Genomic DNA, 23,245 nt, shown 5'->3' with positions numbered 1-23,245 from the left:
CTGCGTGGCCGAGGCCGAGAGTCCAGCACCGAGCTTCACTACATCTTGATTCTGGCTCGTGCTCTTGTACGTGTTGTTCTCGTTCAGGATCACCTGACCGCTGCCAGCATTAACGATCACCGTATCGGCACCGCTGCCCGCATACACGGTGTTGTTCTTGCCCACCGTGATCGTGTCGTTATGGTCGGCCCCGAAGATCGTGTCACCCGCGGCACCCACGATCCGGTTGTCCACGCCATTCAAGGCATGCAGCGTATTGCCGCCCGCACTCGTGTCCGCGAACACGAGGTTGCTCGTGATGGTCGTGTAGTTCCACGTGGTGCCATCAGCAAACTTGATCGTCGGCTGATTGGACGCGTTAGCGAAATAGCCCTGGATGGTCAGCTGACTGCTATCACTAAAGACCAGCACAAGGTTATTCGACGTATCGCGATAGATTTTGGCCTGTGCTGCGGAAATGCCGCTGCCGATTTGCACAACATCGAGATTGAAACCCCCGACCTTGTTCGATTCGATCACGGTGTCCTTGCCGAATCCCGACTGAAGAACGAACGTGTCGTTGCCTGTTCCGCCATACAGTGTTTCGTCTCCGCTCCCGGCAAGCAACGTGTCGCCACCGGAACTTGCGTAAAGCGTGGCCTTGTCGGTCCCGATCAGAATGTTCTCAACACCCTCCTGACCCCGAATGACCAGGTGGCTTGAATCGGCAGCAATAACATTGGCGCCAAGTGCGGCCAACTGCCCTAAGAAGCCTGACTGTCCAAGCTTGCCCTGCGCATGCAATGCCGCGATGACTTGCTTCCCCGAGTCTCCATCAGACTTCAGGCTACTGCCCAAATCGGCAATGACCTTCGTGGTAGCGATCGGATCCTTTTGATACACGCTACTCAAAGTAGCTATCAACGCGGATACGTCAAAAATGACCTTCCCGTTCGCGTCGACCGATAGTCGCAAGCTTCCGTAGAGGTCCTTCAACTCGGTTTGCGCGAGGAGTTGCCCGCTCACGTAGGACGCGAGCTCATCGAATGCGCTGGACAAGATATCCGCGTCCACGTGCCGAGGATTGGGGTCGGCCCCCGCTCCGTAATTAACGGCATAGCGCTGCCCAAGAAACGCCTCGAGGGTCTCGATCTTTCGAGCATCGATGACATGGCCATAGATGTTGTTGTCACGCCCGTTCGGATTGTTCTGGGCCACGCCCGCCCAGGCATATACCAAATTGGTCGCGATCTGGGCACGCTGGCTTGGGTCGGTCGCAGCAATGAACGATTGAACGAGCGATTGGAGTTGCCCTGTCTTATCGAGCGCCATCGCAGCATGCAGGCTGGACACGTTGCCAAAGCCCGCTATGTCTGGCAGCGCGGCAATCGTGCCGGTAACCGGAACCTGCGTGGTGTTGATCGTTCTCGCCGTATCGACGTTGAGCCAGACGTCTTCCATCGTATGGGTCTTTCCGTCCGCCGTTGTGAACGAACTGATGGCCAGATGCCTATTGCCGTTGGCATCCGTCACGCTTTCACCGGTATAGGCGAGGCTGATCGAAGTAATGCCCAGTTCGCTGAGCGTCTTCAGTTCGCCCGCCTCCGACTTTCCGTCGCCGTTTGCATCGACCCAGACACGCAGTTTCGAAAATGCAGGATCGCGCGCATCGATGACACCATCTCCATTCGAGTCGAGCGATGCCAACGTGGTGAAGCCGTTAGCAGCGGCCGTGGTCGCGTCGGTGCCAGCGTTGCCGATCAGTTCGTCGCCCGTGATGTTGCCATCGCCTCTCTTGTCGATCACGAGAATGCCCTCGTCCCGCGTGACCCATGCGGTTTGCTGGGCAAAGCCCGTGCCGTTGTAATCGAAATGGGCGCCCGAGTCGATGCCGACCGTTTTGATGCCGGTGCCGTTCAAGTCGAGCACCAGCGGGTCCATTGGCCGCAAGGCGGTATGGAAGAGGGTTTGGAGCGAGCCAATCAGCGAGTCTAGCGCCCCGCCTTTTGATAGCAACGCGCCAGCGCCCAACGACCCGAGAATACCGCCCGCGAGCCCGGCCAGCAGCGTGAGTCCCCCTGCAATGACCGCACCTGCGGGGCCAGTCAGATACAGAGGCAACAGGGCCGAGCCCACGATTTCCGAAGCGAGGGTCGCGCCCGCCCAACCTGCGGCAAGCTGGGCCACCCAATTCCCGATAAGGGCATTTCCCTTAGCGCTATCGCCACTCGCGTAAGCGGCGTTCGCTTCCTGCGACACAATGGCTGCGGACAACAACATTCCGGCCCATCCCAGCCTGCTGAGCGTCGCCGACGCACTTTCAAGCAGCGCCGCGCTCTCTGGCGCTGCCAAGATTTGCAGCGCCTTTTGTGTAGTCATCGACAGGAATTCACCAGCACTGCTTGGGCTGACGAGACTCGCCTCCGAAATCGCCGCCGACTGCGCGATCGCCATGTTGACCTGCTCGGCCAACGAGCCAGCTTGCGCCAGGACAGTTCTGGATTCTCCGTTGATGAGAAAATCGCCGGGCTTACTGAGCAACGCGGGCAATTCTGTCTGCATTGCGACACTGCTCGGGTCCACATTGCCGACGGCTATGATGCGCCAATTGCCGTCGTTCTCCATGACGTATGAGTGCGAGACTACGTCGAAAAGCGATGTATTGCTTACGCGGGCGCCCGTGGAATCTATGCCGTAAATATATCGATCGGCACTAGCCTTGATGGACGTCTGCTCAACGGTAGTCGCATTTCCATACGTAGTGTTGAACTGCTCTTTTGCGATAGCGTCTTTCAAAGCATCGGCAAACTGCCGGCTATCCACGAACTGGCCCGCCGCGGTACTGCCAAGGTCATATACATCAAGAGCCGTAGAAGCGAGATTCGCCGAGATCGCCGCCGCATCGGCTCCCCCGCTATAAAGTAGAAATGTACTTCCCGGAGCTACCTTCTGGACCCGAGCATCGACCTGCGATGCCAAATCGAAAAGACCTGAAACGGAGAGACTTCCGCTGCTGATCATGCCCCGAAGCGCGAGTTGGGCAGACATTAGATTGAGTGCCATGCTCAGACCTCCGCGGGAAAAGCCGGAACCAACGGCACGTAGCCAAGGTTCGACACGCCGAACTCGCCATGTACCGCAAACGCCTTCGTCAGCTCTTGCTTGAACTCCTCGTACTCTTCCCTAGGAGGCTTCTCCCCGGCGTAGAAATCCACCATTGCGTCAAAGCTGCCTTGCACGCGAAATCTATACATCCTCGATCGGAAAAAGAAAAAATACAGACTTCCCGGCAAACGAAGGAAAAATCTCGGCGACAGCATCAAGTAGTTCCCGCTCTCTCGATCTATAGCCCAGTAGTTCTCAAACAATTCGCCCCCACCCGACTCCCAAAAATGCCGCTTATCCATGATGCGAGCCAAATCAGGCCCCACGTCGGCGTCAACTCGCTTTCTCGCCTCGCCATCAATTTTCTCTAGCACATACGACATTTAAATCCCCTTACGCAGACGCAAATTTTTGTCAAAAATTGACGAGACGCAGTCCAGTTGGACGCGACGAATCGCCGCGCTCGGCCACCTCGGCCACGCAGCATTGGCAATTCAGAAAAGTAGAGCGCTCTATCGGTCGATAGTGCTTCGTTTAAGACAGTGCCTTGATAGGTAGAACATCGCGCGCGGCTGGCTTGCGGCTACGCGACAGGTATTGCAGCCCCCGACAACCCTGATTTCGGCATGCAGCTTCATACGACCTCGAGACGTTTTAGATTCGTTTTCGGTATGTATGGGCGTGACAAAACACGTGAAGGCAAAGACACCCTTCAGCATTAGCCCATTTCTACCTTTTTTCATTATTTTGCTTGCGCAGAATACACCATTCTTCACACGAAAGTGAAGTGCCAATTGGCATGTCGCGTCGAACACCATTGCAGCCCATACACCGGAAATGCATCAAGGTCGCGCGAGTCAGGAAGCCCCAAAACAATTTGATAGATCGCCGCGGCTTGCTTTAAGCGGCGCTCATTGAGATGACATTGAGGCGAGCATAATTTGCAAGCTCTTCGCTGAAGTGGCGTTAAGTTGCTGACTCGAAAGATAAATTCATTGTTTGTAATCGGCACGGCCGCGAACCTGCCAATCTGCTCATCGATGTGTCGGCGACTGTCCGCCGCATGCTCGAAAGAAACGCGTCTACCGGATGGTTCGCGCCACGGCGGACATGCGTTCGCTTCCGGTCTATATTGGAGAAGCGCAATGACACATGCGCCGCTCTAGCCGAAGCCCTTCAACCTCGGGCTTCAATGTCTAACCCGCCCCCGCACGCAGCATTCCGGCCGCATCCGAATCCCCCCAATTCGTACGCAGAATGTCAGCGTCACCCGGTGCTGCGAGCCAAACTCACCGAGCTATCCACCTGATCTCAGGAGATCACCATGAATGCAGAAACCACCGGCAACGTACGCGCTTTCGTGCAAACCGCCGAACGTGCCGGCTCGTATGTCTGGGTCATCACACTCGTCGACTTCGACGCGCAGAACGTCAAACGCGCGTTCGTGTCGGAAGAATCGTATAGCACGCCTGCCGCCGCAAAGGATGCCGGCGATGCCCGCTTGATCGCGCTGCAGGAAGACCAATAATTGATCGCTTGTGCGTGCAGACCCACCTTGTTTTCGCGCACGGACGTACTAAGGTTGGGCTATAGGCAAAGGGCCAGAAGCGGAGAACGTCCATGCCCGATACGCAAAAGCCCCCTGGGTCGCCTCCCACTGTGTCCGTCGATGCGGGCAGCTATCGCGTCGTACGTCCCGAAAGCGCGAACGATGTAATCGACCTGCTGCGCAAGCACAGTATCCAGATCGTCGACCTGAAGTTCACCGACTTGCCCGGACTCTGGCAACACTTCTCAATTACGCTCCCGGAAGTTCACGAAGGCCTGTTCGAAGCCGGAATCGGCTTTGACGGTTCGTCGATCCGCGGCTTCCAGGAGATCCACGAATCGGACATGCTGTTGAGGCCGGACCCCACCACCGCGTTCGTCGACCCGGTGCTGAGCACGCCGACGCTCTCGCTGATCTGCGACGTCGTCGATCCCGTGCTGCAGCAACCCTACTCGCGCGATCCACGCTATGTCGCGAAGAAGGCCGAGCTTTACTTGAAACAGACAGGCATCGCGACGACCTGTTACTTCGGCCCCGAACTCGAATTCTTCATTTTCGACTCGATCCGTTTCGGACAGGATCAGCATAGCGGCTACTACTACGTCGAATCGGCCGAAGGCGACTGGAACACCGGCCGCGATGAAGGCGCATACGGCGGCGGCAATCTCGGCTACAAGGCGCGGTACAAGGAAGGCTATTTTCCGGTGCCGCCGCAGGACACGCTGCAAGAAATACGTTCAGAGATCGCACTGACGCTGCAACAGGCAGGCGTACAGATCGAGGTGCACCACCACGAAGTGGCGACTGCCGGGCAGAACGAGATCGACATGCGTTTCGCGACACTCACGCGGATGGCCGACAACGTGATGATCTACAAGTACATCTGCAAGAACGTCGCACGCAGACACGGCAAGGTCGCCACCTTCATGCCGAAGCCGCTCTTCGCCGACAACGCGAGCGGTATGCACTGTCACCAAAGCCTGTGGGACGAGGAGCGCAACCTCTTTTACGACGCGAGTGGCTGGGCGCTGACGTCGGACCTATGCCGCTGGTACATCGGCGGCTTGCTCCAGCACGCGCCCGCGCTGATGGCGTTCTGCGCCCCCACGACGAATTCGTATAAGCGACTGGTGCCAGGCTATGAAGCGCCGGTGAATCTCGCGATGTCACAGCGCAATCGTTCTGCTGCGGCGCGTATCCCGATGTATTCGGATTCGCCTAATGCGCGGCGTGTCGAGTTCCGCTGCCCCGACCCTTCCGCCAATGCCTATCTCGCGTTTGCGGCGATGCTGATGGCCGGTCTCGACGGCATCGAAAACAAGATCGATCCTGGCGCCCCGCTCGACCGGAACATCTACGACCTGCCGCCGGAAGAAGCGGCGAAGGTCAGGAAAGTGCCAGGCTCGCTCGAGGCCGCGCTGCAGGCGCTCGAAGCCGACAACGCATTCCTGCGCAAAGGGGGGGTGTTCAGCGAAGACCTGATCCAGACATGGATCGATTACAAGCGCACGCGGGAAGTCGATGCGATCAGGCTGCGTCCGCATCCGTGGGAGTTCTATCTGTACTTCGATATTTGAATGCGCAGTGGTCCTAAGCTAGCAGAGTGAAATCCCCCGTGCGAGGAGCCCATGAAGACGACACCCGGCTTAGCGCTCTTTGCCATCGCCCTCACCCTTGCCTATCTCGGGCTTGCCGTCTATGGCGAGGGGAGTTTTGCGGCCTTTTTCTCCCACCCGCCACTGACGGTAGTCGCGGTCGCAACCATTGCGATGACGGTGGTTTCGCTGTTCGCTGATGGGAATCTAAGTCCCGGCGAGCGCGAGGACAGGGCTAATCGCTGGGTTCTCCCCGCCTTTGCGCTGATCGGCCTGCTGGCTGGCTATCTCCCGGCCTTGACGGATCGGCACGACGTGTTGACGCTCGACGGCGAGCATATCCGCTGGGTCGGTGTCGTTCTTTTCATCGCGGGAGGCGCGCTACGGATCTGGCCGGTCTTCGTGCTCGGTTACCGTTTCAGCGGCCTGGTCGCGATTCAGCCCGGGCACACGTTGGTCACGAGCGGCGTGTACCGGTTCGTCCGCAACCCCAGCTATCTGGGGCTGCTCGTCAACTCGCTCGGATGGGCGCTAGCCTTTCGTTCCGTCGTCGGCGTGTTGCTTACGGCGATTACCTTGCTGCCGCTCATCGCGCGCATGCGCTCTGAGGAAGCGCTGTTACGCGCGCAGTTCGGAGACGAATACGATGCCTATTACGCGCGTACGTGGCGGCTGATTCCTGGCGTCTATTGACGGAACGGTCGGCGTCAAGACACGAGCCTTGCGGATCGCTTGCAAGGCGTGGCTGACGACACGGCCCTCCGACCGTCGCCATGAACTCACACGTAGCCCGGCCGCGACCGGCGATGATGATGATGGTGATGACGATGCGGCGTCACATGCCAGCATTTGCGGACCCAATGCCCGCGATGCCAGCCGTGCTTGCAGACGAGGCGCGTCTGGGCCTGTGCGGCGTGAGGAATGAAGAGTGCCGAGGAGACGGCGAGCGCGACGAATAAAACGAGCTTGTGCATGAGGCTTTCCTCTTCGTTCGGAAGGGGCCGCATTTTACCGGCATACCGGGAGCCGCGTCACGTGCAATGAGCGCACTGCCCCGTCAGTCCACGCGTCCGTCGGCTCTGGGTGAAACCAGATACGGAACGTAATGAATCGTGTACGCGATGAACGCCACGATCCAGCACGCGCCCGACGCGTCGAGCCAGATTCTATACGGTAGGCGCGGCGCAAGCGGCCCGAACACACGTAAGAGTGTCGCGCCGAGCACCAGCCAATAGCACAGCTGCTCCCATGGTCCGGCAACGAGCTTGCGCCCGGTATGGCCAAGCGCGGTCCGCGTCATCATCGCGATGATCGAGCCACCGATTGCACCGACCGTCAGTGCGTGTACCGCCAGCGAATGCGGCACCATGCCTGCGACCGACAGCGCAAGCATCACGAACCCGACTGGAATCCACAGGCACGACACGTGGAGAACCCACAGAATCGGCCGGTTGCCCACACGCCATGACCGCCACCCGACGATGCGAATGACGTGCAGCAGCGCGGTCGCACAGGCAGCGGCGATCAGGATGGCACCGGGCAACCCGAGCGCATCCGCGAATAAGGTCAGCGCAACCGCGGGGGCAGCGGTTGCCTCCACGAACTTGAAGCGCTGAACGGTGAAGCCCGCAATCGCGTTCATCGTGAACATCGGCACGATGCGGCCTGTAATCACGGCGACGAAGAACACGATCAGCCCTGTGGCCGCATACGCCGTGCGCAGCGCGAGATCGACACGCCCTGACATGACGGACCAATGGAACAGCACGTTCAATCCGCCGAACAATGCCAGCGCCACAGGCAGAAAGACGTTATGCCGGTTTTTGGCTGAAATCAGGGCACGCAGCAGCACAACGGCCGTTACCGGCAGGAATAGCGAATCGACTACTGCGGCAACCAGCTCAGGGGCGGACCAAACCAACAACCGCCCTGCCGCCCACAATAGCCAAAGCGCGGCAAGCGGCGCGCCTCTCAGCGTTTCGCGCGAAGTCCAGGCCCGCACGGCAGTCAGTAAAAAACCGACCACGATAGCCGCCACGAAACCGAAGATCATCTCGTGCACGTGCCACAGCAATCCCGTCATTGCCCCGGCGCGTCCGGCGATCGGAACGCCGTGCCAAGCGGCCAGCCACGCCACGATTGCGATGCCCCCGAACAATGCGCCACCCAGATAGAACGGCCGCAAGCCGAGTTGCAGGACCGGCGCGGTGCCAACGGCCGAGGGGGTTTGCAAGGGTTCACTGATCTTCATGTCGCTCTCCGGCAGCGGATGTGCTTTGTGCTGTCCGGGTCCATCGTGCCCCGCTGCGTCACGCGGATGCATGATCTGCATCAAGGTCAGCCTCCAACAGACGTGCGTACGCATAGGACTTAGTGCCGCATGCGACATGCGACAAAATGCACGTCGCAAATCCACGCTCAAATACCTAGCTTGGACTCATCCATGCCCGGCACGGGCAGGGGGAACGACGAAGCTACGCCCCGCCCACCGATGCCGGCGCCCCGATGTTCAGGAGAGTCGAAGATGTTGAGCCCACACGAATTTGCCGCGCTCTTGCTCATAGAGCACACCACCAATCCAGCCGACTTCGATTGCGGCGACCTGTCGGCGCTTGTCGAACGCCAGCTCGTCGTACTGGAGCAGCTCACGTCGGAATACTTGCGAGCCCACCTGACGCCGAGCGGTCGTTCGATCATTGAATCGATCGAACGACAGCAGTGATGTCGGCCCGGCCGCTCGGCGAAGCCAGGCAGCGGCTAGGCGATAACCGGCGTGCGCCGTACTTCCGACAGGTAGATCAGGATCAGCGACACCCACACGATCCCGTAGAGGAACATGAAGCAGGTCGTCCGCACGTGCAGCAAGTCGAGCAGAATGCCGAAGCTGATCGGCAGCAAGAATCCGCCGAGGCCGCCCGCAAGACCGACGATACCGGTCACGACGCCCATGTTGTCCGGGAAGTCGTCTGCGACGTACTTGAAGGTCGATGCCATCCCGAGTGCGAATACCGCGCCGAGCACGAACGCGAGTGCAAGGAAGCCGGTGAGCGACATCGAAAAGTGCAGCGTCGCCGTGCCGTTGATCGTGTGGATCGCGAAATCGGTCGACGGATACGACAGCAGAAACAGGCAGATCCACGCGACCCACAGCCCCCACCATGTCACCGTGTGGGCGCCGAAACGGTCGGACAGCGCGCCACCTACCGCACGCAGCACCGAACCGGGCAGCGAGAAGCCTGCCGCGAACGCAGACGCCGCGACGAGCGTCATGCCGTACTCGCCCTTCAGGTACTGAGGAATCCACAACGACAGCGCGGTGAAGCCGCCGAACGTGATCGAGTAGTACTGGCAGAGCCGCCACACACGAGGATTACGCAGCACCTTGAATGAATCGAGCCACGATGCATTCGCTTTGCCCGCGCCCGGATCGGGCGCCGACGCGAGCCAGAAGATCGCTGCGGTGACCAGGAGCGCTACCGCATAGATGCGAGGGACGAAGCGCCAGCCATACGCGGCTTGCAGCAAGGGCGTGACGAACAGGTTCACCGCGGCACCGGCCGTGCCTGCGCCGAATACCCCCATCGCAAATCCGCGCCGCTGCGGCGGAAAGAAGCGTGCGACGTATGGCGTGCCCACTGCGAACGACGCGCCGACGCAGCCCAGGAAGAGGCCGATCACCAGGAACTGCCAGAGCTCTGTCGCATAGCTGACGATATAGACCGGCACCGCGCAGACGATCAGCAGTATCGTCATCACGATGCGCCCGCCAAAACGGTCGGTCCAGGTGCCGAGCGGCAGACGCATCAGCGCGCCCGTCAATACCGGCGTGGAGGTCAACAATCCGAATTCCGTGCCGTTCAGGCCGAGATCGGTGCGCAGCTGCACGCCGAGCACGCCGAACATCATCCAGACCACGAAACACACCATGAACGCGAGCGTGCTCGCGGCCAGCACCGACCATGCGCGCAATGGCACCGCCTGTGCATCCATCTGCGGACCGATACCACTTCGGGTCGCCATATGTGTCACTCCCATTTATTGAACAAGTGGTCCGTTCGCGCCGTCGAGCACGACACCTTCGACTCGCGCCGTGCCCGCGAGAATGGCAACGTACTGCCGCATCGCATTGCGTCGTACCCGCTCAGACAGGAATGCGGCGATCCGCTCTGCCACCTCATCGAATGGCACGGCTTCGCCGGGCACGCGGCGCTCGATGCGCACGATGTGAAAGCCGTAGCGCGTGTTCACGAGCTGCGGCAACACGCCAAGCGAGTCTGATTCGAATAAGGCGGTTTCGAATTCCGGCACCATGTCGCCACGCAGTAGTTGCCCAAGGCTGCCGTCGACCGACGACGACGGACAGTTCGACGACGCGCGTGCCACTGACTCGAACGTTTCCGGCGCAGCCAACACGCCGGCCAGCGCCCTCTCCGCGTGCTGCCGCAATGGCACGAGCGGCACGCGGTCCGTCACCGCGAACAGGATGTGACTCGCGTAGACGATGTCGTTGCGCCGAAAGCGCGCCGGATGCTGGGCGTAGTAGCGTTCGCAGTCCTCACGGCCCGGCTCGGGCAGGTGCGTCAGCTCACGTTCGAGCAACGTATCGAGCGATGCGTCGTCGAGCGGAGCGCCGTCCGCAACCAGCGCGAGCGCAACCGCGCGCTGGCGCAGCAGCTCGCGCACGACGAGCGCGCGCCGTGCGGCATCGTACGGATCCGGTGCATCTTCGTGATGCGCGCATTCGGCTGCCATCGCGTCGTCGTCGATCGCGACGCCGTTGACACTGACCGGCACCGATACGCTTTCATGCGCGATGTCCATGTCGCCCCCTCAACGCTTGCGAACCAGCTGATACGGGCGGATGACATACGCGATCGACGCGATGCCGCTCCAGATGTGAACCATGCGCGTGAACGGCGACACGAGAAAAATCGTGAACCCGAGCAGGATGTGCAACCGATAGGTCAGCGGCACGCCGACGAGCAGCTCAGCGATGCCCGGCCGGAACGTGACGACGCCTTTCACATAGTCGGTCAGTTGCTCGAACAGCGCGCCGTCCATGTGACGCATCGACAGCACGACCGTACCGAGTCCGAGTGCCAGCTGCAGCCATAGCATCAGGACGATCAGAATGTCGGATGGGCGACTGTTGCGGCGGATGCGCGGATCGCCGAGCCGCCTGACGATCAGGATCGTCAGGCCAACGATCGACACCGCGCCGGCTGCCCCGCCCGCGACCATCGCGACCAGCTGATGCCCGGACGCCGATAGAAACGGCGACACCAGCCAGTGCGGCGCGAGAAAGCCCGCGAAGTGCCCGAGCACGACGACGAGCACGCCCCAGTGGAACAGGTTGCTGCCAAGTCGCAGCGCGCCGTGCCGCAGGAGTTGCGACGAATCGCTCTTCCACGTGTACTGCTCACGGTCGAACCGGATCAGGCTGCCGATCAGCAACACCGCGAGACAGATGTACGGATAGATTCCGAACAGAAATTGATGCACGTAATCGTTCATGGCTTCCCCTCTTGGGACGGATAGGGCTACGTGCGGCGGCGGGCGAGCCGTTTGTCGTAGAAGTGCACCGTTTCCTCGGCGGGCGTCGTCGCGCCGACGAAGCGCACCGGCTCGTCCGCATACGCGGCGTCGAGCGCGCGGTAGTCGGCGCCGCTCGGCCGCTCGCTAGCGGCATCGTCGTCCGGCGAGACCGGTGCATCGACCGGCTCCATGCCGGCCAGTGGCAGCAGGGCGCCGACGACCAAGCCGTAGTGGCTGCCGCGCTTCGTAAGCTGCTCGGCGAGCGAGCGCAGGATCTCGCCGGTTTCGCCGAGCAGGCTGTGCGCGTCGGTCGCCGGCAGACGCGACAGATACTCGAGAAACACCGGAAGGTGATCGGGCAGCTCGCCTGGCTGCAAATACAGGCCGTGCTGCTCGTACATCTGCAGCAGGTCGACCATCGCCTGGCCACGGTCGCGCGATTCACCGTGCACGTGCTCGAATAGATGCAACGACGTCGCGCGGCCACGATCGAACAGGCCGACATAGTTTTCCTGCAACGTCAGCAGGTCGCGTTCCCGCAAGTAGTTGAAGAATCGTTCGAGCCCGGCATGGGCCGACTTCGGCAAACGCGTGTTGTCGCGCACGTGATGCTCGATCGAATCGAGCGCGTCGAGCAACGCCTGGTCGGGATAGTCGAGCAGCGCGGAAAGCGCCGCAAAGGTCCGATCGGGTGTGATGTTCATTCAGGTTACCTCCCGGATCGGAATCGTCTTGGAGCCCTTCTTCGGGCTGAACAGGCTCCCCCCGGAACGTCCGTCCGAGCAGCCATTACCGAACGAAAACCCGCACGACGCGCGCAGATCGTAGGCATCCTCGGCGTATTCGCGGTGCGTCGAGGGGATCACGAAACGGTCTTCGTAATTCGCGATCGCGAGATACCGGTACATCTCCTCGACCTGCCCGAGCGACAAGCCGACTTGGTTCAACACACCCGGTGCGTCGACGCCATCGACGTGACGCGCACGCATAAACCCGCGCATGGCAAGCAGCCGTTGTAGCGCGAGCTTCACCGGCGCCTCGTCGCCAGCCGTCAGCAGGTTCGCGAGATAACGCAGCGGGATCCGCAGCGACTCGACATCCGGCAAATAGCCGTTCATGCCTAACGCACCGCTGTTCGCGGCGGAATTGATCGGCGAGAGCGGCGGCACGTACCAGACCATCGGCAGCGTCCGGTACTCCGGATGCAGCGGGAATGCGATCTTCCAGTCGATTGCCATTTTGTACGTGGGAGAGCGTCGCGCCGCGTCGAGCCAGGCGGCCGGCACACCATCGCGCTCGGCCTGCGCGATGACTTCGGGATCGTTCGGGTCGAGGAACAGCGAGAGCTGCGCCTCATACAAGTCGCCTTCCTTCTCGACGCTGGCCGCTTCGCTGATCCGGTCCGCGTCGTACAACAGCACGCCCAGATAGCGGATGCGCCCGACGCAGGTCTCCGAGCACACCGTCGGCTGACCGGCCTCGATGCGCGGATAGCAGAAGATGCACTTCTCCGCCTTCCCGCTCTGCCAGTTGTAGTAGATCTTCTTGTACGGACAGCCCGACACGCACATCCGCCAGCCACGACACTTGTCCTGGTCGATCAGCACGATGCCGTCCTCCTCGCGCTTGTAGATCGAGCCGGACGGGCACGCAGCGACGCATGCCGGATTCAGGCAATGCTCGCAAAGACGCGGCAGGTACATCATGAAGGTGTTCTCGAACTGTCCGTAGATCTCCTTCTGCACCGCCTCGAAGTTATAGTCCTTCGCGCGCTTCTCGAACTCGCCGCCGAGGATCTCCTCCCAGTTCGGCCCCCACTCGATCTTCTCGAGCCGCTGGCCGCTGATGAGCGAGTGCGGTCGCGCGACCGGCATCGCACGCGCGTCTCCCGCTTCCTGCAGATGCGCGTAATCGAACGTAAACGGCTCGTAGTAATCGTCGATTTCGGGCAGATGGGGATTCGCAAAGATCTGGGCAAGCAGCCGCCACTTGCCGCCGAGGCGCGGCTCGATCTTGCCGTCTGCGCGGCGCTTCCAGCCGCCGCGCCAGCGCGCCTGGTTCTCCCAGTCCTTGGGATAGCCGATGCCCGGCTTCGTCTCGACGTTGTTGAACCACGCGTATTCCATCCCCTCGCGACTCGTCCAGACGTTCTTGCACGTCACCGAGCAGGTATGGCAGCCGATGCACTTGTCGAGGTTCAGCACCATCGCGATCTGCGCACGTACCTTCATGACGTTTCCTCCTGCGTTCCGGCGCCAGCATCGGCGGTCTCGCCGTCGAGCCAATCGATCTTGTTCATCTTGCGCACGATGAGGAACTCGTCGCGGTTCGATCCCACCGTCCCGTAGTAGTTGAAGCCGTAGGACAGCTGGGCATAGCCGCCGATCATGTGCGTCGGCTTGAGCGCGACGCGCGTCACCGAGTTGTGGATGCCCCCGCGTGTGCCGGTGATTTCCGAGCCCGGCGTGTTCACGATCTTTTCCTGCGCGTGGTACATCATCACCATCCCGGCCGGTATCCGCTGACTCACGACCGCCCGGGCACACAACGCGCCGTTCGAGTTGTAGCACTCGATCCAGTCGTTGTCGGCCACATCAATGGCCTTCGCGTCATCTTCCGACATCCACACGATCGGCCCACCGCGCGACAGCGTCAGCATGAGCAGGTTGTCCGTGTACGTGCTGTGAATGCCCCACTTCTGGTGCGGCGTGATGAAGTTGAGCACGCGTTCCCGGTTGCCGTTCGAACGCTTGCCGAGCATGTGCGCATAGCTGCCGGTATCGACGGGCGGCTTGTAGACGCACAGCGATTCGCCGAACGCGCGCATCCACGAATGATCCTGATAGAGCTGCTGGCGTCCGGTCAGCGTGCGCCATGGGATCAGCTCGTGGATGTTGACGTAGCCCGCGTTGTACGACACGTGCTCCGACTCGATGCCGCTCCAGGTCGGCGACGAAATGATCTTGCGCGGCTGTGCCTGGATATCGCGGAAGCGGATTTTCTCGTCGGCACGCGCAGCGGCCAGATGGGTATGGTCGATGCCTGTCACTGCCGACAGCGCACGCCAAGCCTTGACCGCAACTTCGCCATTGGTTTCGGGGGCGAGCGACAGAATCACCTCGGCCGCGTCGAGCGCGGTATCGATGCGCGGACGGCCCTGCGTCGCGCCCGCATCGGTCACGCGATAGTTGAGCTCGCCAAGCAGCTTCACCTCGTCCTTCGTATCCCAGCCGATCCCCTTGCCGCCGTTGCCGAGCCGATCCATCAACGGCCCAAGCGAGGTGAAACGCCGGTACGTATTCGGATAGTCCCGCTCGACGACCATGACCGACGGCATCGTGCGGCCAGCAATCGCTTCACACTCGCCGCGCTTCCAATCGCGCACGTCGAACGGCTGCGCGAGCTCGCCCGGCGTGTCGTGCGCGATCGGGGTGAGCACGACGTCACGTTCGACGCCCAGGTGCCCCTCGGTCAACTCGGAGAAGCGCTTCGCGATGCCCTTGAAGATCTCCCAGTCGCTCTTCGATTGCCAAGCCGGGTCGACGGCCGCCGACAACGGATGGATGAACGGGTGCATGTCGGACGTGTTCATGTCGTCCTTCTCGTACCACGTTGCGGTCGGCAGCACGACGTCCGAGTACATGCAGGTCGTCGACATCCGGAAATCGAGCGTGACGAGCAGGTCGAGCTTGCCGCGCGGCGCCTCGTCGTGCCACCTCACTTCTTCGGGACGCGGGCCACCCGTCGCGCCGAGATCGTCGCCCTGCACGCCGTGCGTCGTGCCGAGCAAGTGCTTGAGGAAATATTCGTGGCCCTTCCCGGATGAGCCGAGCAGGTTCGAGCGCCAGACGAACAGGTTGCGCGGAAAGTTCTCCGGTGCGTCGGGGTCTTCGCACGCCATCGTCAATGCGCCCGATGCAAGCCCCTTCGCCACTTCAGCACCGACTTGCGACGGCTCGGCGAGGCTCGCGCCGACCCGCAACGGGTTCTCGCCGAGCTGTGGCGCGGACGGCAACCAGCCCATGCGCTCCGCGCGGACGTTGTAGTCGATCGGCGAACCGTGGAACTGCGTCTTGTCCGCGAGCGGCGACAGTAGCGCCGTCGGGTCCATCGGGTCGTAGCGCCACTGATCGGTGTGCGCGTAGAAGAACGACGTTGCATTCATCTGGCGCGGCGGACGGTTCCAGTCGAGCGCGAACGCGAGTGCGGTCCAGCCCGTCTGAGGCCGCAGTTTCTCCTGCCCGACGTAATGCGACCAGCCGCCGCCCGACTTGCCGACACAACCGCACATGATCAACATGTTGATGATCGCGCGGTAGGACATGTCCATGTGGAACCAGTGATTGATCCCGGCACCCATGATCACCATCGACTTGCCCTGCGTCTTGTGCGCGTTCTCCGCGAACTGCCGCGCGACCGTGATCACATCGGCCCGTTTCACGCCGGTGATCGCTTCCTGCCAGGCAGGCGTATAGGGCAGGTCGTCGTCGTAGCTCATCGCGACGTCGCGCCCGCCGAGCCCCTGGTCGAGCCCGTAGTTCGCGACGAACAGGTCATACACGGTCGCGACCAGCATCTCGCCATCGCGCGTCGCGACGCGGCGCACGCCGATCCTGCGCGACAGTTCCGAACCGTGCGACGTGTGATTGAAATGCGCGTGCGGCTGGTTGCCGAAATACGGGAACAGCACGTCGACGACGTCGTCATGGGCGGCCGCGCACGATAGCCTTGGCGACAGCGCTGTGCCGTTCGACGACTCGGACCGCAGGTTCCACTTGCCCTTGTCCGCCTCGTCCTGCTGCCCCCAGCGGAAGCCAACGGAACCGAGCGGCACGACGAACGCCCCCGCCGTATCGTCGATCATCACCGACTTCCACTCCGGATTCGCGCGCTCGCCGAGCATGTCGTCGAAATCCGATGCGCGCACGATCCGCTCCGGCACATAACCGTCGCCGTGCCGCACCAGCCGTACGAGGCACGGCATATCCGTGTAGCGCTTGCAGTAATCGATGAAGTAGTCGCTCTTGCCCGCGAGGTGGAATTCCTTGAGGATCACGTGCCCCATCGCGAGCGCGAGCGCCGCATCGGTGCCCTGCTTCGGATGCAGCCAGAGATCGCCGAACTTCGCCCCCTCGGAATAATCCGGAAACACCGACACGACCTTCGTGCCGCGATAGCGCGCCTCGACGAGGAAGTGCGCGTCCGGCGTGCGGGTCTGCGGGACATTGGAGCCCCACATCATGATGAACGTCGAGTTGTACCAGTCGGCCGATTCGGGCACGTCGGTCTGCTCGCCCCAGGTCTGCGGCGACGCGGGCGGCAGGTCGCAGTACCAGTCGTAAAAGCTCAGGCACACGCCGCCAATCAACGACAGATAGCGCGAGCCAGCGGCGTACGACACCATCGACATCGCCGGAATCGGCGAGAAGCCGACGACGCGGTCTGGACCGTAGTGCTTCACCGTGTACACGTTGGCCGCGGCGACGATCTCATTGACCTCGTTCCAGGTCGCGCGCACGAACCCACCCAACCCGCGCCGGCTCTGGTACGAGCGGCGGGCGTCGTCATCCTCGACGATCGAGCGCCAGGCATCGACCGGTGCGAGCGTTTGCCGGCGCTCGCGCCACAGCTTCACGAGCGCGCTGCGCACGAGCGGGTACTTGAGACGGTTGGCGCTATAGAGATACCAGGAGTACGACGCGCCGCGCGAACAGCCGCGCGGCTCATGGTTCGGCATGTCCGCACGTGTGCGCGGATAGTCGGTCTGCTGGGTTTCCCACGTGACGATGCCGCCTTTCACATAGACCTTCCACGAGCAGGAACCCGTGCAGTTCACGCCATGCGTAGACCGAACGATCTTGTCGTGCTGCCATCGCTTGCGATAGCCGTCTTCCCATTTACGATCTTCGTCGGACACGACGCCATGTCCTTCGGAGAACTGAGTTCTTGTGGTCGAGAAATAGCGCAACCGGTCGAGGAAATGGCTCATGGGGATCTCGTTTCGAGTCTTCCGACAGACACTGGATCAATTTAGGAGACCGTCTTCGCCTTGTAACGATTACGCCGCTCCGAGCATCAATCCGCATCATCTTTTATGCAAATTGCATTATTCGGGATTCGCCATTGCACGACTTGACCTAGGTCATACAGAAGGGTCGGGCTCGATTTCCTCAGTCGATACCTCGGTACGTCGGGCCGGAGCAATCGGCCCATGCCGGCGCGACTCGCGGAAGTTCAGGCGATCATCTACGCTTGGATATTGATCCGGCGCCATGACGGGCACGTGCGCCGCTTTCGCCTCCGTACGCCTCGCGGGCAACTGCACCAACCGCCAACGCGGGTCGGTCGCGTGGCGGCAAGACCGGTCACCGCGAACTATGGGACGCAAACGCCTACGCTCCGCCTGGTTCAGCCTGTTCTCCAGCTTCGCCGCCGCCGGCGCGATCGGCGCGACTTTACCCGGCGACATCCCGTTGGAGACGCCCCGAGGCTTTGTGCCCGTCTCGATCACGCCGATCAAGGCAGGCGCGTATTGCATCAGCGGCGAGGTCGTTGCGGAGGCCGGCTCGGCGACGGCGCTGGCCATGCTGGTCGACACCAACAAGCGACAAGTCGTGTGGCGCAGCACCATTCCTCCCGCGGAGTCGTTCGTCACGAACGAAGCACGCTCCTGTGCCGGCAGCGGATCGTCTTACTACGTCGTCACCGAAGAAAGCACGAGTACGGCGGTGACGCCAAGTCAAAGCGTGCTGTTCATCCATAAGCTCGACGCCGACGGTAAGTTGGTCAGACGACAGCGCATCGATGCGGGGTTCGACGAATGGTCCTACCTGCTCGACGTAAGCGCCGAGCGCATCTCCGTCGTCGGGGGCGACAGCGATTCGCCCGATCGCAGCGGGACGTACAGCACGTTCATGGCGCAATTCGATTCGGACTTGGCGCAGACCAACTTGGTGAAGCTGCCGACCGGCGCGTTCGCGCCGTCGTCCGTCGCGCGCTTCGACGGCCGCTACTTGCGTGTAGCCGGACCGTTTCGCCCTAATGGCCCCGCACCCACACCCGCAGCGTGCTGCGGTTATGCGGTTTCCAAAATCGACCTCGCGAAGCGAAGGTATATCTGGTCGGCCCACCCGGACGAGCCAGGCGTCGAATCCCCCATCGCCGCGTTCGGGGCCGATGGCAGCACGCATTACCTTGCTTTGGACTCGGGGAAATTGACGGCGGCGTCGGTGGACGCGTCAGGACGTGTAACGAACCGCTTCTCCGTCAGCAAGCCGGTTTGCAGTGTCGAGGCCATGGATGTGGCGGGCAATGCATTCGAGATCGTCGGAGCAGCATGCGACGAGCCGCCTGCGAGCGTGATGCTCAGCGTGGACTTCTCTGGACAGGTCGTCTCGTTGACTCGCAGCGCTGGCGACATCGTATTGATCGCCCATTTCGATCGTTTGGGATGGGCTGCCGTCGTCGATGCAGGAGACGTGGGCGATGTGTTTCGGCGAATGGGTGAATGAGCGCGTGCCCGTCAGGAAGCGGCGAAGTCGCGTGAATGACCACCGATAGTCTCACGGACAGAGGCACGGGCAGGCGCGGGCCAAACCTTGTTTCTGCCCGTGGCCTTCGCCTGGTAGAGCGCCTCATCGGCAGCGCGGATCATGGCGGCCAGGTCGCCGTCGTAATCGGGCGTCCAGCTCGCCGTGCCGATGCTCACCGTTACGCGTCCAAACTCGCTGCCCGTATGTTCGATTCCGAGGTCACTGACGGCATTGAGGATTTTCTCTGCAATCTGCGCGGCGCCGCTGGGAGGCGTGTCGGGCAACACCACGATGAACTCCTCACCGCCATAACGGGCAGCGCTATCGCTCGGCCGCCGGATGTTTTCGCCGATACAGTGCGCCACGGTCGTCAGCGCGTCATCGCCCGCCTGATGGCCGTAGAGGTCGTTGTAGGCCTTGAAGCGATCGATATCGACGAAGAGCAGTGACACGATGCTGCGGGTGCGCCGTGCACGACGCCACTCCTGTTCGAGGATCTCGCCGAGCGTGCGGCGGTTGCTCAGGCCGGTGAGGCCATCCGTCCTGGCAAGGATCTCGAGCTCCGCCTCGGCTCGCATGCGGCGGCGCAGCTGCGCCGCGAGCAGGTAGGCCAGCATGCTGAACCCGATACCGAGGGCCGCCGTGAGCGAGCCCGTCCTGATGGCGCGCCGGCGCCACGCCGCATAGATCTCCGACTCGGCCTGGGCCACCATGACGATCAGCGGCAGGTCCGGGAGATTGCGGAAATAGTAGAGTCGGCGCGTGCCGTCGATGGCCGACGTGTCCAGAAAACTGCCGTCCGCGGTCGCGGTGAAACGGCGGAACGTACTCGCCTGGCTGAGGTTGCGCCCGATCACGCGCGGATCATAGGGCTGGCGCATCACCATGACCCCATCGCGGCCGATCAGCGAAATGGCCCCGTGCGGCCCGAGCGACAGCCCCGCGAAGAGCTGGCGGAAATACGTGAGGTTGATGCCGACGAGCGCGATGCCGGCGAACGAGCCGTCGGGATGCGAGAGGCGGCGGCTCAAGGCAATGGTGGGCACGCCATCGCGCAGCCGGGAGCGAAACGGGTCGCTGATGAACAAACCCGCATGCGGGTTATCGCGTTGAAAGGTGAAATACTTGCGGTCTGCAAAGTTCCCCGGCCGCGGCACGTCGTTGGCGGAGTCGAGCACGATGTTGCCGGCCGCATCGAGCACCAGCATCGACCCGACGTACTTCGCGGTTGTCGTCGAATGATCGAATAGCACCTCGCGCTGCAAATGCCGAGACAACCCCCTCACGTCAGCCTGGTTAAAGCCATCGGCGACCGCTTGCAGCGACAGATCGTAGATTTCGAAATTGCGCTCGATGTCGCGTTCGACCACGAGCCCCAGATTGGACGATGTTTCGCGAGCGCGCTCCAGCGCATCCTCCCGCCCCTGGTACAGCACGATGGTGCATAGACCCAGCATGGTCACGGCGAGCAGCAGGCCGCCGATGACGATCGCGCGTGGCTCGGTCAGGAAGCGGTACGCCCGCTGGATAATCGTCGCCCGACGGCTCCGGTCTTTCCCGATCATCGTCTCCCTCACGTCCTCTCAGCCCATTACCGTCGTGCGTGCGTTGCGCCTTTCGGAATACGCTGCGCCCGGGTCAAGAGAATACAGCGGGGCAGCCTGAACGAGTGTCGCTCATAGGCAACGCTGGCAATCGGATGAATAGAGAGGTTTTTTCCCTCCGTTTGTAAATGATTGGTCGACAAATTGAAGTTCGGCAAGTCATCTCCGTCGAAATACCGCCACACTTGTTACTCCCGGCGTTCGGCTTCCGGTGCCATGCTGTCTCAATGACGAACCACGAGCGATGAGCAGTCGATCGTGCCGCGTCTCGGCGACGCGGCTCGGGGTTTCGCTCAACTCAGGAGAGGCGAAAGCTATGACTACGTCAACCAGCAATGGACCGACAAGCAGGCAGCCTGCCATGCACACCCCACCGGTCGTGTCGCCACAGGAATGGGAAGCGGCCCGCGAGCAGCTGCTCGTGAAGGAAAAGGCCCAGACTCGCGCCCGCGACGCCCTGGCTGCCGAGCGCCGGCGAATGCCTTGGATGGCCGTGGAGAAAGCGTATGCGTTCGAGGGGCCGGCCGGCAAGGTCAGCCTGCTTGAGCTGTTCGACGGTCGACGTCAGCTGATCGTCTACCGCGCCTTCTTCGAGCCGGGCGTATTCGGCTGGCCCGACCAGGCCTGCCGGGGCTGCTCGATGGTGGCCGATCAGGTGGCTCACGTCGCGCACCTGAACGCGCGCGACACCACGCTCGTCTTCATCTCGCGCGCGCCTCAGGCGGATATCGCGCGACTGAAGACGCGCATGGGCTGGGCCATGCCGTGGTTCACCATCACCGACAGCTTCGACGCCGACTTCGGCGTCGGCGAGTGGCACGGCACGAACGTCTTCTACCGCGACGGCGACCGCGTTTTCCGCACCTACTTCATCAACAACCGCGGCGACGAACAAATGGGGAGCACCTGGAACTACCTCGACATTACGCCGCTAGGCAGACAGGAGGTCTGGGAGGACTCGCCCGAAGGCTATCCTCAGACGCCGCCCTACAAGTGGTGGAACTGGCACGACAGCTACGTCGCTGGCGCAGCGCCCGACAAGAAGTGGGTCGAGGTATCGGACGCCGGCGAAGCGGCGTTCCGAGACCAGCAGGCGAGCCCGAAGCCATGAACACGGCGCACCACGACTGCATCAACGAATGTGGCGGCGGCTGAAGTACGGCAGCGCAAACAGGAAGAGCCCCGTGCACAGCAAGAGGAACAGCGGCAGCAGCGGCGCGTAGGTGATCCAGGGCGGCGGCGTGCCCTTTCCCTGGGCCATGGCGGCGAAGTTGGCGATGACCGTCAGCGTGAAGGCGATCGATACCCATCGGTGAAACCGACGAATCCAGGTGCTGGCGCTCACGTCGTGCTCCTCGCGGCTTGGATCATCTTCCAGCCGTTGCCGGCGGGGTCGCGGAAGCCGGCATCGACGCTGCCGAAACGGTCTACCGGCTCCTGGGTAAATTCGACACCGAGGGCTTGCAGTCGGGCGTAGCTGGCGCGGCAGTCGGCCACGGAGAGGACCAGGGGCGGCATGGCGCCCTTGGCGACCATCGCGCGGAGGGTTTGCGCGGTGGCTTCGTCATGGATCGGCGGGCCGGGTCTGAACAGACCAAGCTGGAACGAGGGCTGATCCGGGTGCTGGACCGTGAGCCAACGATAGTCACCGTTGCGCACGTCCGTATGGACGCGAAATCCGAGTTTGTCGACGTAGAACGCAAGCGCCTCGTCCTGATTGTCGACGTACAAGCCGACTACATTGATCCCTTCGTTCATGACACGTCCTTCTCCGTGGTTGATGGCTGCAATGTATCTTCGGCGACGCGGCGGCGCTTCTCCAAAACTGCGATCGTGAGGTCGGGGCGCTGCGCGGCCTTCAGGACGCAGGCAGGCACACGATCGAGTTGAGGCATGTTGGCGCGGGCCTCGAGACGCAGGGCGCCGGGGCTTTGGCCGGTGATGTCACGGAAGATGCGACCGAAGGTGCCCAGACTCTCCCAGCCGGTCGCGAACGCAATGTCCGTAATACTCAGCTCGGTGTCGCGCAGCAGTGTGGTGGCCTGCTCGATGCGTCGTGTCAGCAGATAGCGATGCGGTGGGAGGCCGAAGGCCCGCTTGAAGGAGCGCGCGAAATGGGCTTCGGAGACGCCGCTGACCTCGGCCAGACGCTTGACGGGCCAGGCCTCGTGCGAGGCGGCATCCATGCGGTCCTTGGCGCGTAGCAGGCGGCGCAGCAGGGCTGGGTCTTGCAGTGCGTCGGCGCCGACCGGTGAAGGGGACGAGGCAAGCGGCTGGGCACGATGGTCTTCGCGACGGGGCATGAGTTCGGATGCGCTGGCGGTATGCGGGTAGTTTAAGCGGGGC

Annotated in this window: 20 protein-coding genes; 6 read left to right on the top strand and 14 right to left on the bottom strand. The window is 62.1% G+C overall.

What is annotated here, in order from left to right; all coding sequences use genetic code 11:
* Nucleotides 1–3,042 (bottom strand): calcium-binding protein (locus D7S89_RS17975; RefSeq protein ID WP_281273147.1); only part of this gene is annotated, 3,042 nt, incomplete at its 3' end.
* 2 nt (nucleotides 3,043–3,044) lie between these two features.
* Entirely contained in the window at nucleotides 3,045–3,467 is a 423-nt protein-coding gene (locus D7S89_RS17970) for a hypothetical protein (protein ID WP_121279416.1), read from the bottom strand.
* Nucleotides 3,468–4,408: 941 nt separating this feature from the next.
* Between D7S89_RS17970 and D7S89_RS17965 the strand changes: the two genes are divergently transcribed.
* The 3 genes from D7S89_RS17965 to D7S89_RS17955 all read left to right on the top strand — a co-directional run bounded on the left by D7S89_RS17965 (nucleotide 4,409) and on the right by D7S89_RS17955 (nucleotide 6,921).
* A complete protein-coding gene (locus D7S89_RS17965) occupies nucleotides 4,409–4,612 on the top strand; it encodes a hypothetical protein (RefSeq protein WP_121279414.1) in 204 nt (67 codons plus the stop codon).
* Nucleotides 4,613–4,704: 92 nt separating this feature from the next.
* Nucleotides 4,705–6,210, top strand: a complete 1,506-nt coding sequence (glnA, locus tag D7S89_RS17960) for a type I glutamate--ammonia ligase (protein ID WP_121279412.1) — start codon at nucleotides 4,705–4,707, stop codon at nucleotides 6,208–6,210.
* Nucleotides 6,211–6,261: 51 nt separating this feature from the next.
* Nucleotides 6,262–6,921, top strand: a complete 660-nt coding sequence (locus D7S89_RS17955) for a methyltransferase family protein (protein WP_121279410.1) — start codon at nucleotides 6,262–6,264, stop codon at nucleotides 6,919–6,921.
* Between the two features lie 86 nt (nucleotides 6,922–7,007).
* On the opposite strand, the gene D7S89_RS17950 is transcribed toward D7S89_RS17955, so the two are convergent.
* Both D7S89_RS17950 and D7S89_RS17945 read right to left on the bottom strand, forming a co-directional pair.
* Nucleotides 7,008–7,202, bottom strand: coding sequence for a hypothetical protein (locus tag D7S89_RS17950; protein ID WP_147426704.1), 195 nt, complete (start codon nucleotides 7,200–7,202; stop codon nucleotides 7,008–7,010).
* Between the two features lie 83 nt (nucleotides 7,203–7,285).
* On the bottom strand, nucleotides 7,286–8,479 hold the full coding sequence (locus D7S89_RS17945; protein ID WP_121279504.1) for an NnrS family protein: 1,194 nt from the start codon (nucleotides 8,477–8,479) through the stop codon (nucleotides 7,286–7,288).
* Nucleotides 8,480–8,752: 273 nt separating this feature from the next.
* Between D7S89_RS17945 and D7S89_RS17940 the strand changes: the two genes are divergently transcribed.
* Nucleotides 8,753–8,950, top strand: a complete 198-nt coding sequence (locus D7S89_RS17940) for a hypothetical protein (RefSeq protein ID WP_121279406.1) — start codon at nucleotides 8,753–8,755, stop codon at nucleotides 8,948–8,950.
* A gap of 35 nt (nucleotides 8,951–8,985) precedes the next feature.
* Here the strand turns inward: D7S89_RS17940 and D7S89_RS17935 are convergent, their stop codons facing one another.
* From D7S89_RS17935 to D7S89_RS17910, 6 genes are read right to left on the bottom strand one after another with little or no spacing between them, the layout of a single operon-like run.
* Entirely contained in the window at nucleotides 8,986–10,248 is a 1,263-nt protein-coding gene (locus D7S89_RS17935) for an MFS transporter (protein WP_121279404.1), read from the bottom strand.
* Between the two features lie 15 nt (nucleotides 10,249–10,263).
* Nucleotides 10,264–11,049, bottom strand: a complete 786-nt coding sequence (locus tag D7S89_RS17930) for a peptidylprolyl isomerase (protein ID WP_121279402.1) — start codon at nucleotides 11,047–11,049, stop codon at nucleotides 10,264–10,266.
* Between the two features lie 9 nt (nucleotides 11,050–11,058).
* Nucleotides 11,059–11,742: a respiratory nitrate reductase subunit gamma gene (narI, locus tag D7S89_RS17925; protein WP_121279400.1), complete on the bottom strand. Its 684-nt coding sequence runs from the start codon at nucleotides 11,740–11,742 to the stop codon at nucleotides 11,059–11,061.
* 26 nt (nucleotides 11,743–11,768) lie between these two features.
* On the bottom strand, nucleotides 11,769–12,467 hold the full coding sequence (narJ, locus tag D7S89_RS17920; protein WP_121279398.1) for a nitrate reductase molybdenum cofactor assembly chaperone: 699 nt from the start codon (nucleotides 12,465–12,467) through the stop codon (nucleotides 11,769–11,771).
* Nucleotides 12,468–13,994 carry a nitrate reductase subunit beta gene (gene narH / locus D7S89_RS17915; protein WP_121279396.1) on the bottom strand — a complete coding sequence of 509 codons (1,527 nt, stop codon included), beginning with the start codon at nucleotides 13,992–13,994 and terminating at the stop codon, nucleotides 12,468–12,470.
* The gene (locus D7S89_RS17910) at nucleotides 13,991–17,752 is read right to left on the bottom strand and encodes a nitrate reductase subunit alpha (RefSeq protein WP_121279394.1); all 3,762 of its coding nucleotides are present in this window, start codon (nucleotides 17,750–17,752) and stop codon (nucleotides 13,991–13,993) included. The genes narH and D7S89_RS17910 overlap by 4 nt, the downstream gene beginning before the upstream one ends.
* A 388-nt stretch (nucleotides 17,753–18,140) precedes the next feature.
* On the opposite strand from D7S89_RS17910, the gene D7S89_RS17905 reads away from it, so the two are divergent.
* Nucleotides 18,141–19,274 carry a hypothetical protein gene (locus tag D7S89_RS17905; RefSeq protein ID WP_147426703.1) on the top strand — a complete coding sequence of 378 codons (1,134 nt, stop codon included), beginning with the start codon at nucleotides 18,141–18,143 and terminating at the stop codon, nucleotides 19,272–19,274.
* 11 nt (nucleotides 19,275–19,285) lie between these two features.
* Here D7S89_RS17905 and D7S89_RS17900 read toward each other — a convergent pair whose 3' ends face one another.
* Nucleotides 19,286–20,860: a sensor domain-containing diguanylate cyclase gene (locus D7S89_RS17900; protein ID WP_121279390.1), complete on the bottom strand. Its 1,575-nt coding sequence runs from the start codon at nucleotides 20,858–20,860 to the stop codon at nucleotides 19,286–19,288.
* A gap of 355 nt (nucleotides 20,861–21,215) precedes the next feature.
* Between D7S89_RS17900 and D7S89_RS17895 the strand changes: the two genes are divergently transcribed.
* Nucleotides 21,216–22,010, top strand: a complete 795-nt coding sequence (locus tag D7S89_RS17895) for a DUF899 domain-containing protein (RefSeq protein ID WP_183085253.1) — start codon at nucleotides 21,216–21,218, stop codon at nucleotides 22,008–22,010.
* A 21-nt stretch (nucleotides 22,011–22,031) separates the two neighbouring features.
* On the opposite strand, the gene D7S89_RS17890 is transcribed toward D7S89_RS17895, so the two are convergent.
* Genes D7S89_RS17890 through D7S89_RS17880 form a run of 3 tightly spaced genes read right to left on the bottom strand, consistent with a single transcriptional unit; the run spans nucleotide 22,032 to nucleotide 23,202 of the window.
* Nucleotides 22,032–22,244, bottom strand: coding sequence for a hypothetical protein (locus D7S89_RS17890; RefSeq protein WP_121279385.1), 213 nt, complete (start codon nucleotides 22,242–22,244; stop codon nucleotides 22,032–22,034).
* Nucleotides 22,241–22,657 (bottom strand): VOC family protein, encoded by a 417-nt coding sequence (locus D7S89_RS17885; protein WP_121279383.1) that lies wholly within the window; start codon nucleotides 22,655–22,657, stop codon nucleotides 22,241–22,243. The genes D7S89_RS17890 and D7S89_RS17885 overlap by 4 nt, the downstream gene beginning before the upstream one ends.
* A complete protein-coding gene (locus tag D7S89_RS17880) occupies nucleotides 22,654–23,202 on the bottom strand; it encodes a helix-turn-helix domain-containing protein (RefSeq protein ID WP_121279381.1) in 549 nt (182 codons plus the stop codon). The genes D7S89_RS17885 and D7S89_RS17880 overlap by 4 nt, the downstream gene beginning before the upstream one ends.
* Nucleotides 23,203–23,245 lie beyond the last annotated feature (43 nt).

The organism is Trinickia fusca, assembly GCF_003628145.1.
Taxonomy (GTDB): domain Bacteria; phylum Pseudomonadota; class Gammaproteobacteria; order Burkholderiales; family Burkholderiaceae; genus Trinickia; species Trinickia fusca.
The sequence above is the reverse complement of the archived record's forward strand: the minus strand, read 5'-3'. Positions and strand labels throughout refer to the sequence as shown.

Excerpts from the sequence above, each read along its gene's own strand:
- D7S89_RS17910 (WP_121279394.1), bottom strand. The coding sequence starts at position 17,752 with ATGAGCCATTTCCTCGACCGGTTGCGCTATTTCTCGACCACAAGAACT.
- D7S89_RS17970 (WP_121279416.1), bottom strand. The coding sequence starts at position 3,467 with ATGTCGTATGTGCTAGAGAAAATTGATGGCGAGGCGAGAAAGCGAGTT.
- narJ (WP_121279398.1), bottom strand. The coding sequence starts at position 12,467 with ATGAACATCACACCCGATCGGACCTTTGCGGCGCTTTCCGCGCTGCTC.
- D7S89_RS17940 (WP_121279406.1), top strand. The coding sequence starts at position 8,753 with ATGTTGAGCCCACACGAATTTGCCGCGCTCTTGCTCATAGAGCACACC.
- D7S89_RS17900 (WP_121279390.1), bottom strand. The coding sequence starts at position 20,860 with ATGATCGGGAAAGACCGGAGCCGTCGGGCGACGATTATCCAGCGGGCG.
- D7S89_RS17950 (WP_147426704.1), bottom strand. The coding sequence starts at position 7,202 with ATGCACAAGCTCGTTTTATTCGTCGCGCTCGCCGTCTCCTCGGCACTC.
- narH (WP_121279396.1), bottom strand. The coding sequence starts at position 13,994 with ATGAAGGTACGTGCGCAGATCGCGATGGTGCTGAACCTCGACAAGTGC.
- narI (WP_121279400.1), bottom strand. The coding sequence starts at position 11,742 with ATGAACGATTACGTGCATCAATTTCTGTTCGGAATCTATCCGTACATC.
- D7S89_RS17935 (WP_121279404.1), bottom strand. The coding sequence starts at position 10,248 with ATGGCGACCCGAAGTGGTATCGGTCCGCAGATGGATGCACAGGCGGTG.
- D7S89_RS17930 (WP_121279402.1), bottom strand. The coding sequence starts at position 11,049 with ATGGACATCGCGCATGAAAGCGTATCGGTGCCGGTCAGTGTCAACGGC.
- D7S89_RS17965 (WP_121279414.1), top strand. The coding sequence starts at position 4,409 with ATGAATGCAGAAACCACCGGCAACGTACGCGCTTTCGTGCAAACCGCC.
- D7S89_RS17885 (WP_121279383.1), bottom strand. The coding sequence starts at position 22,657 with ATGAACGAAGGGATCAATGTAGTCGGCTTGTACGTCGACAATCAGGAC.
- D7S89_RS17880 (WP_121279381.1), bottom strand. The coding sequence starts at position 23,202 with ATGCCCCGTCGCGAAGACCATCGTGCCCAGCCGCTTGCCTCGTCCCCT.
- D7S89_RS17945 (WP_121279504.1), bottom strand. The coding sequence starts at position 8,479 with ATGAAGATCAGTGAACCCTTGCAAACCCCCTCGGCCGTTGGCACCGCG.
- glnA (WP_121279412.1), top strand. The coding sequence starts at position 4,705 with ATGCCCGATACGCAAAAGCCCCCTGGGTCGCCTCCCACTGTGTCCGTC.
- D7S89_RS17895 (WP_183085253.1), top strand. The coding sequence starts at position 21,216 with ATGACTACGTCAACCAGCAATGGACCGACAAGCAGGCAGCCTGCCATG.
- D7S89_RS17905 (WP_147426703.1), top strand. The coding sequence starts at position 18,141 with ATGGGACGCAAACGCCTACGCTCCGCCTGGTTCAGCCTGTTCTCCAGC.
- D7S89_RS17955 (WP_121279410.1), top strand. The coding sequence starts at position 6,262 with ATGAAGACGACACCCGGCTTAGCGCTCTTTGCCATCGCCCTCACCCTT.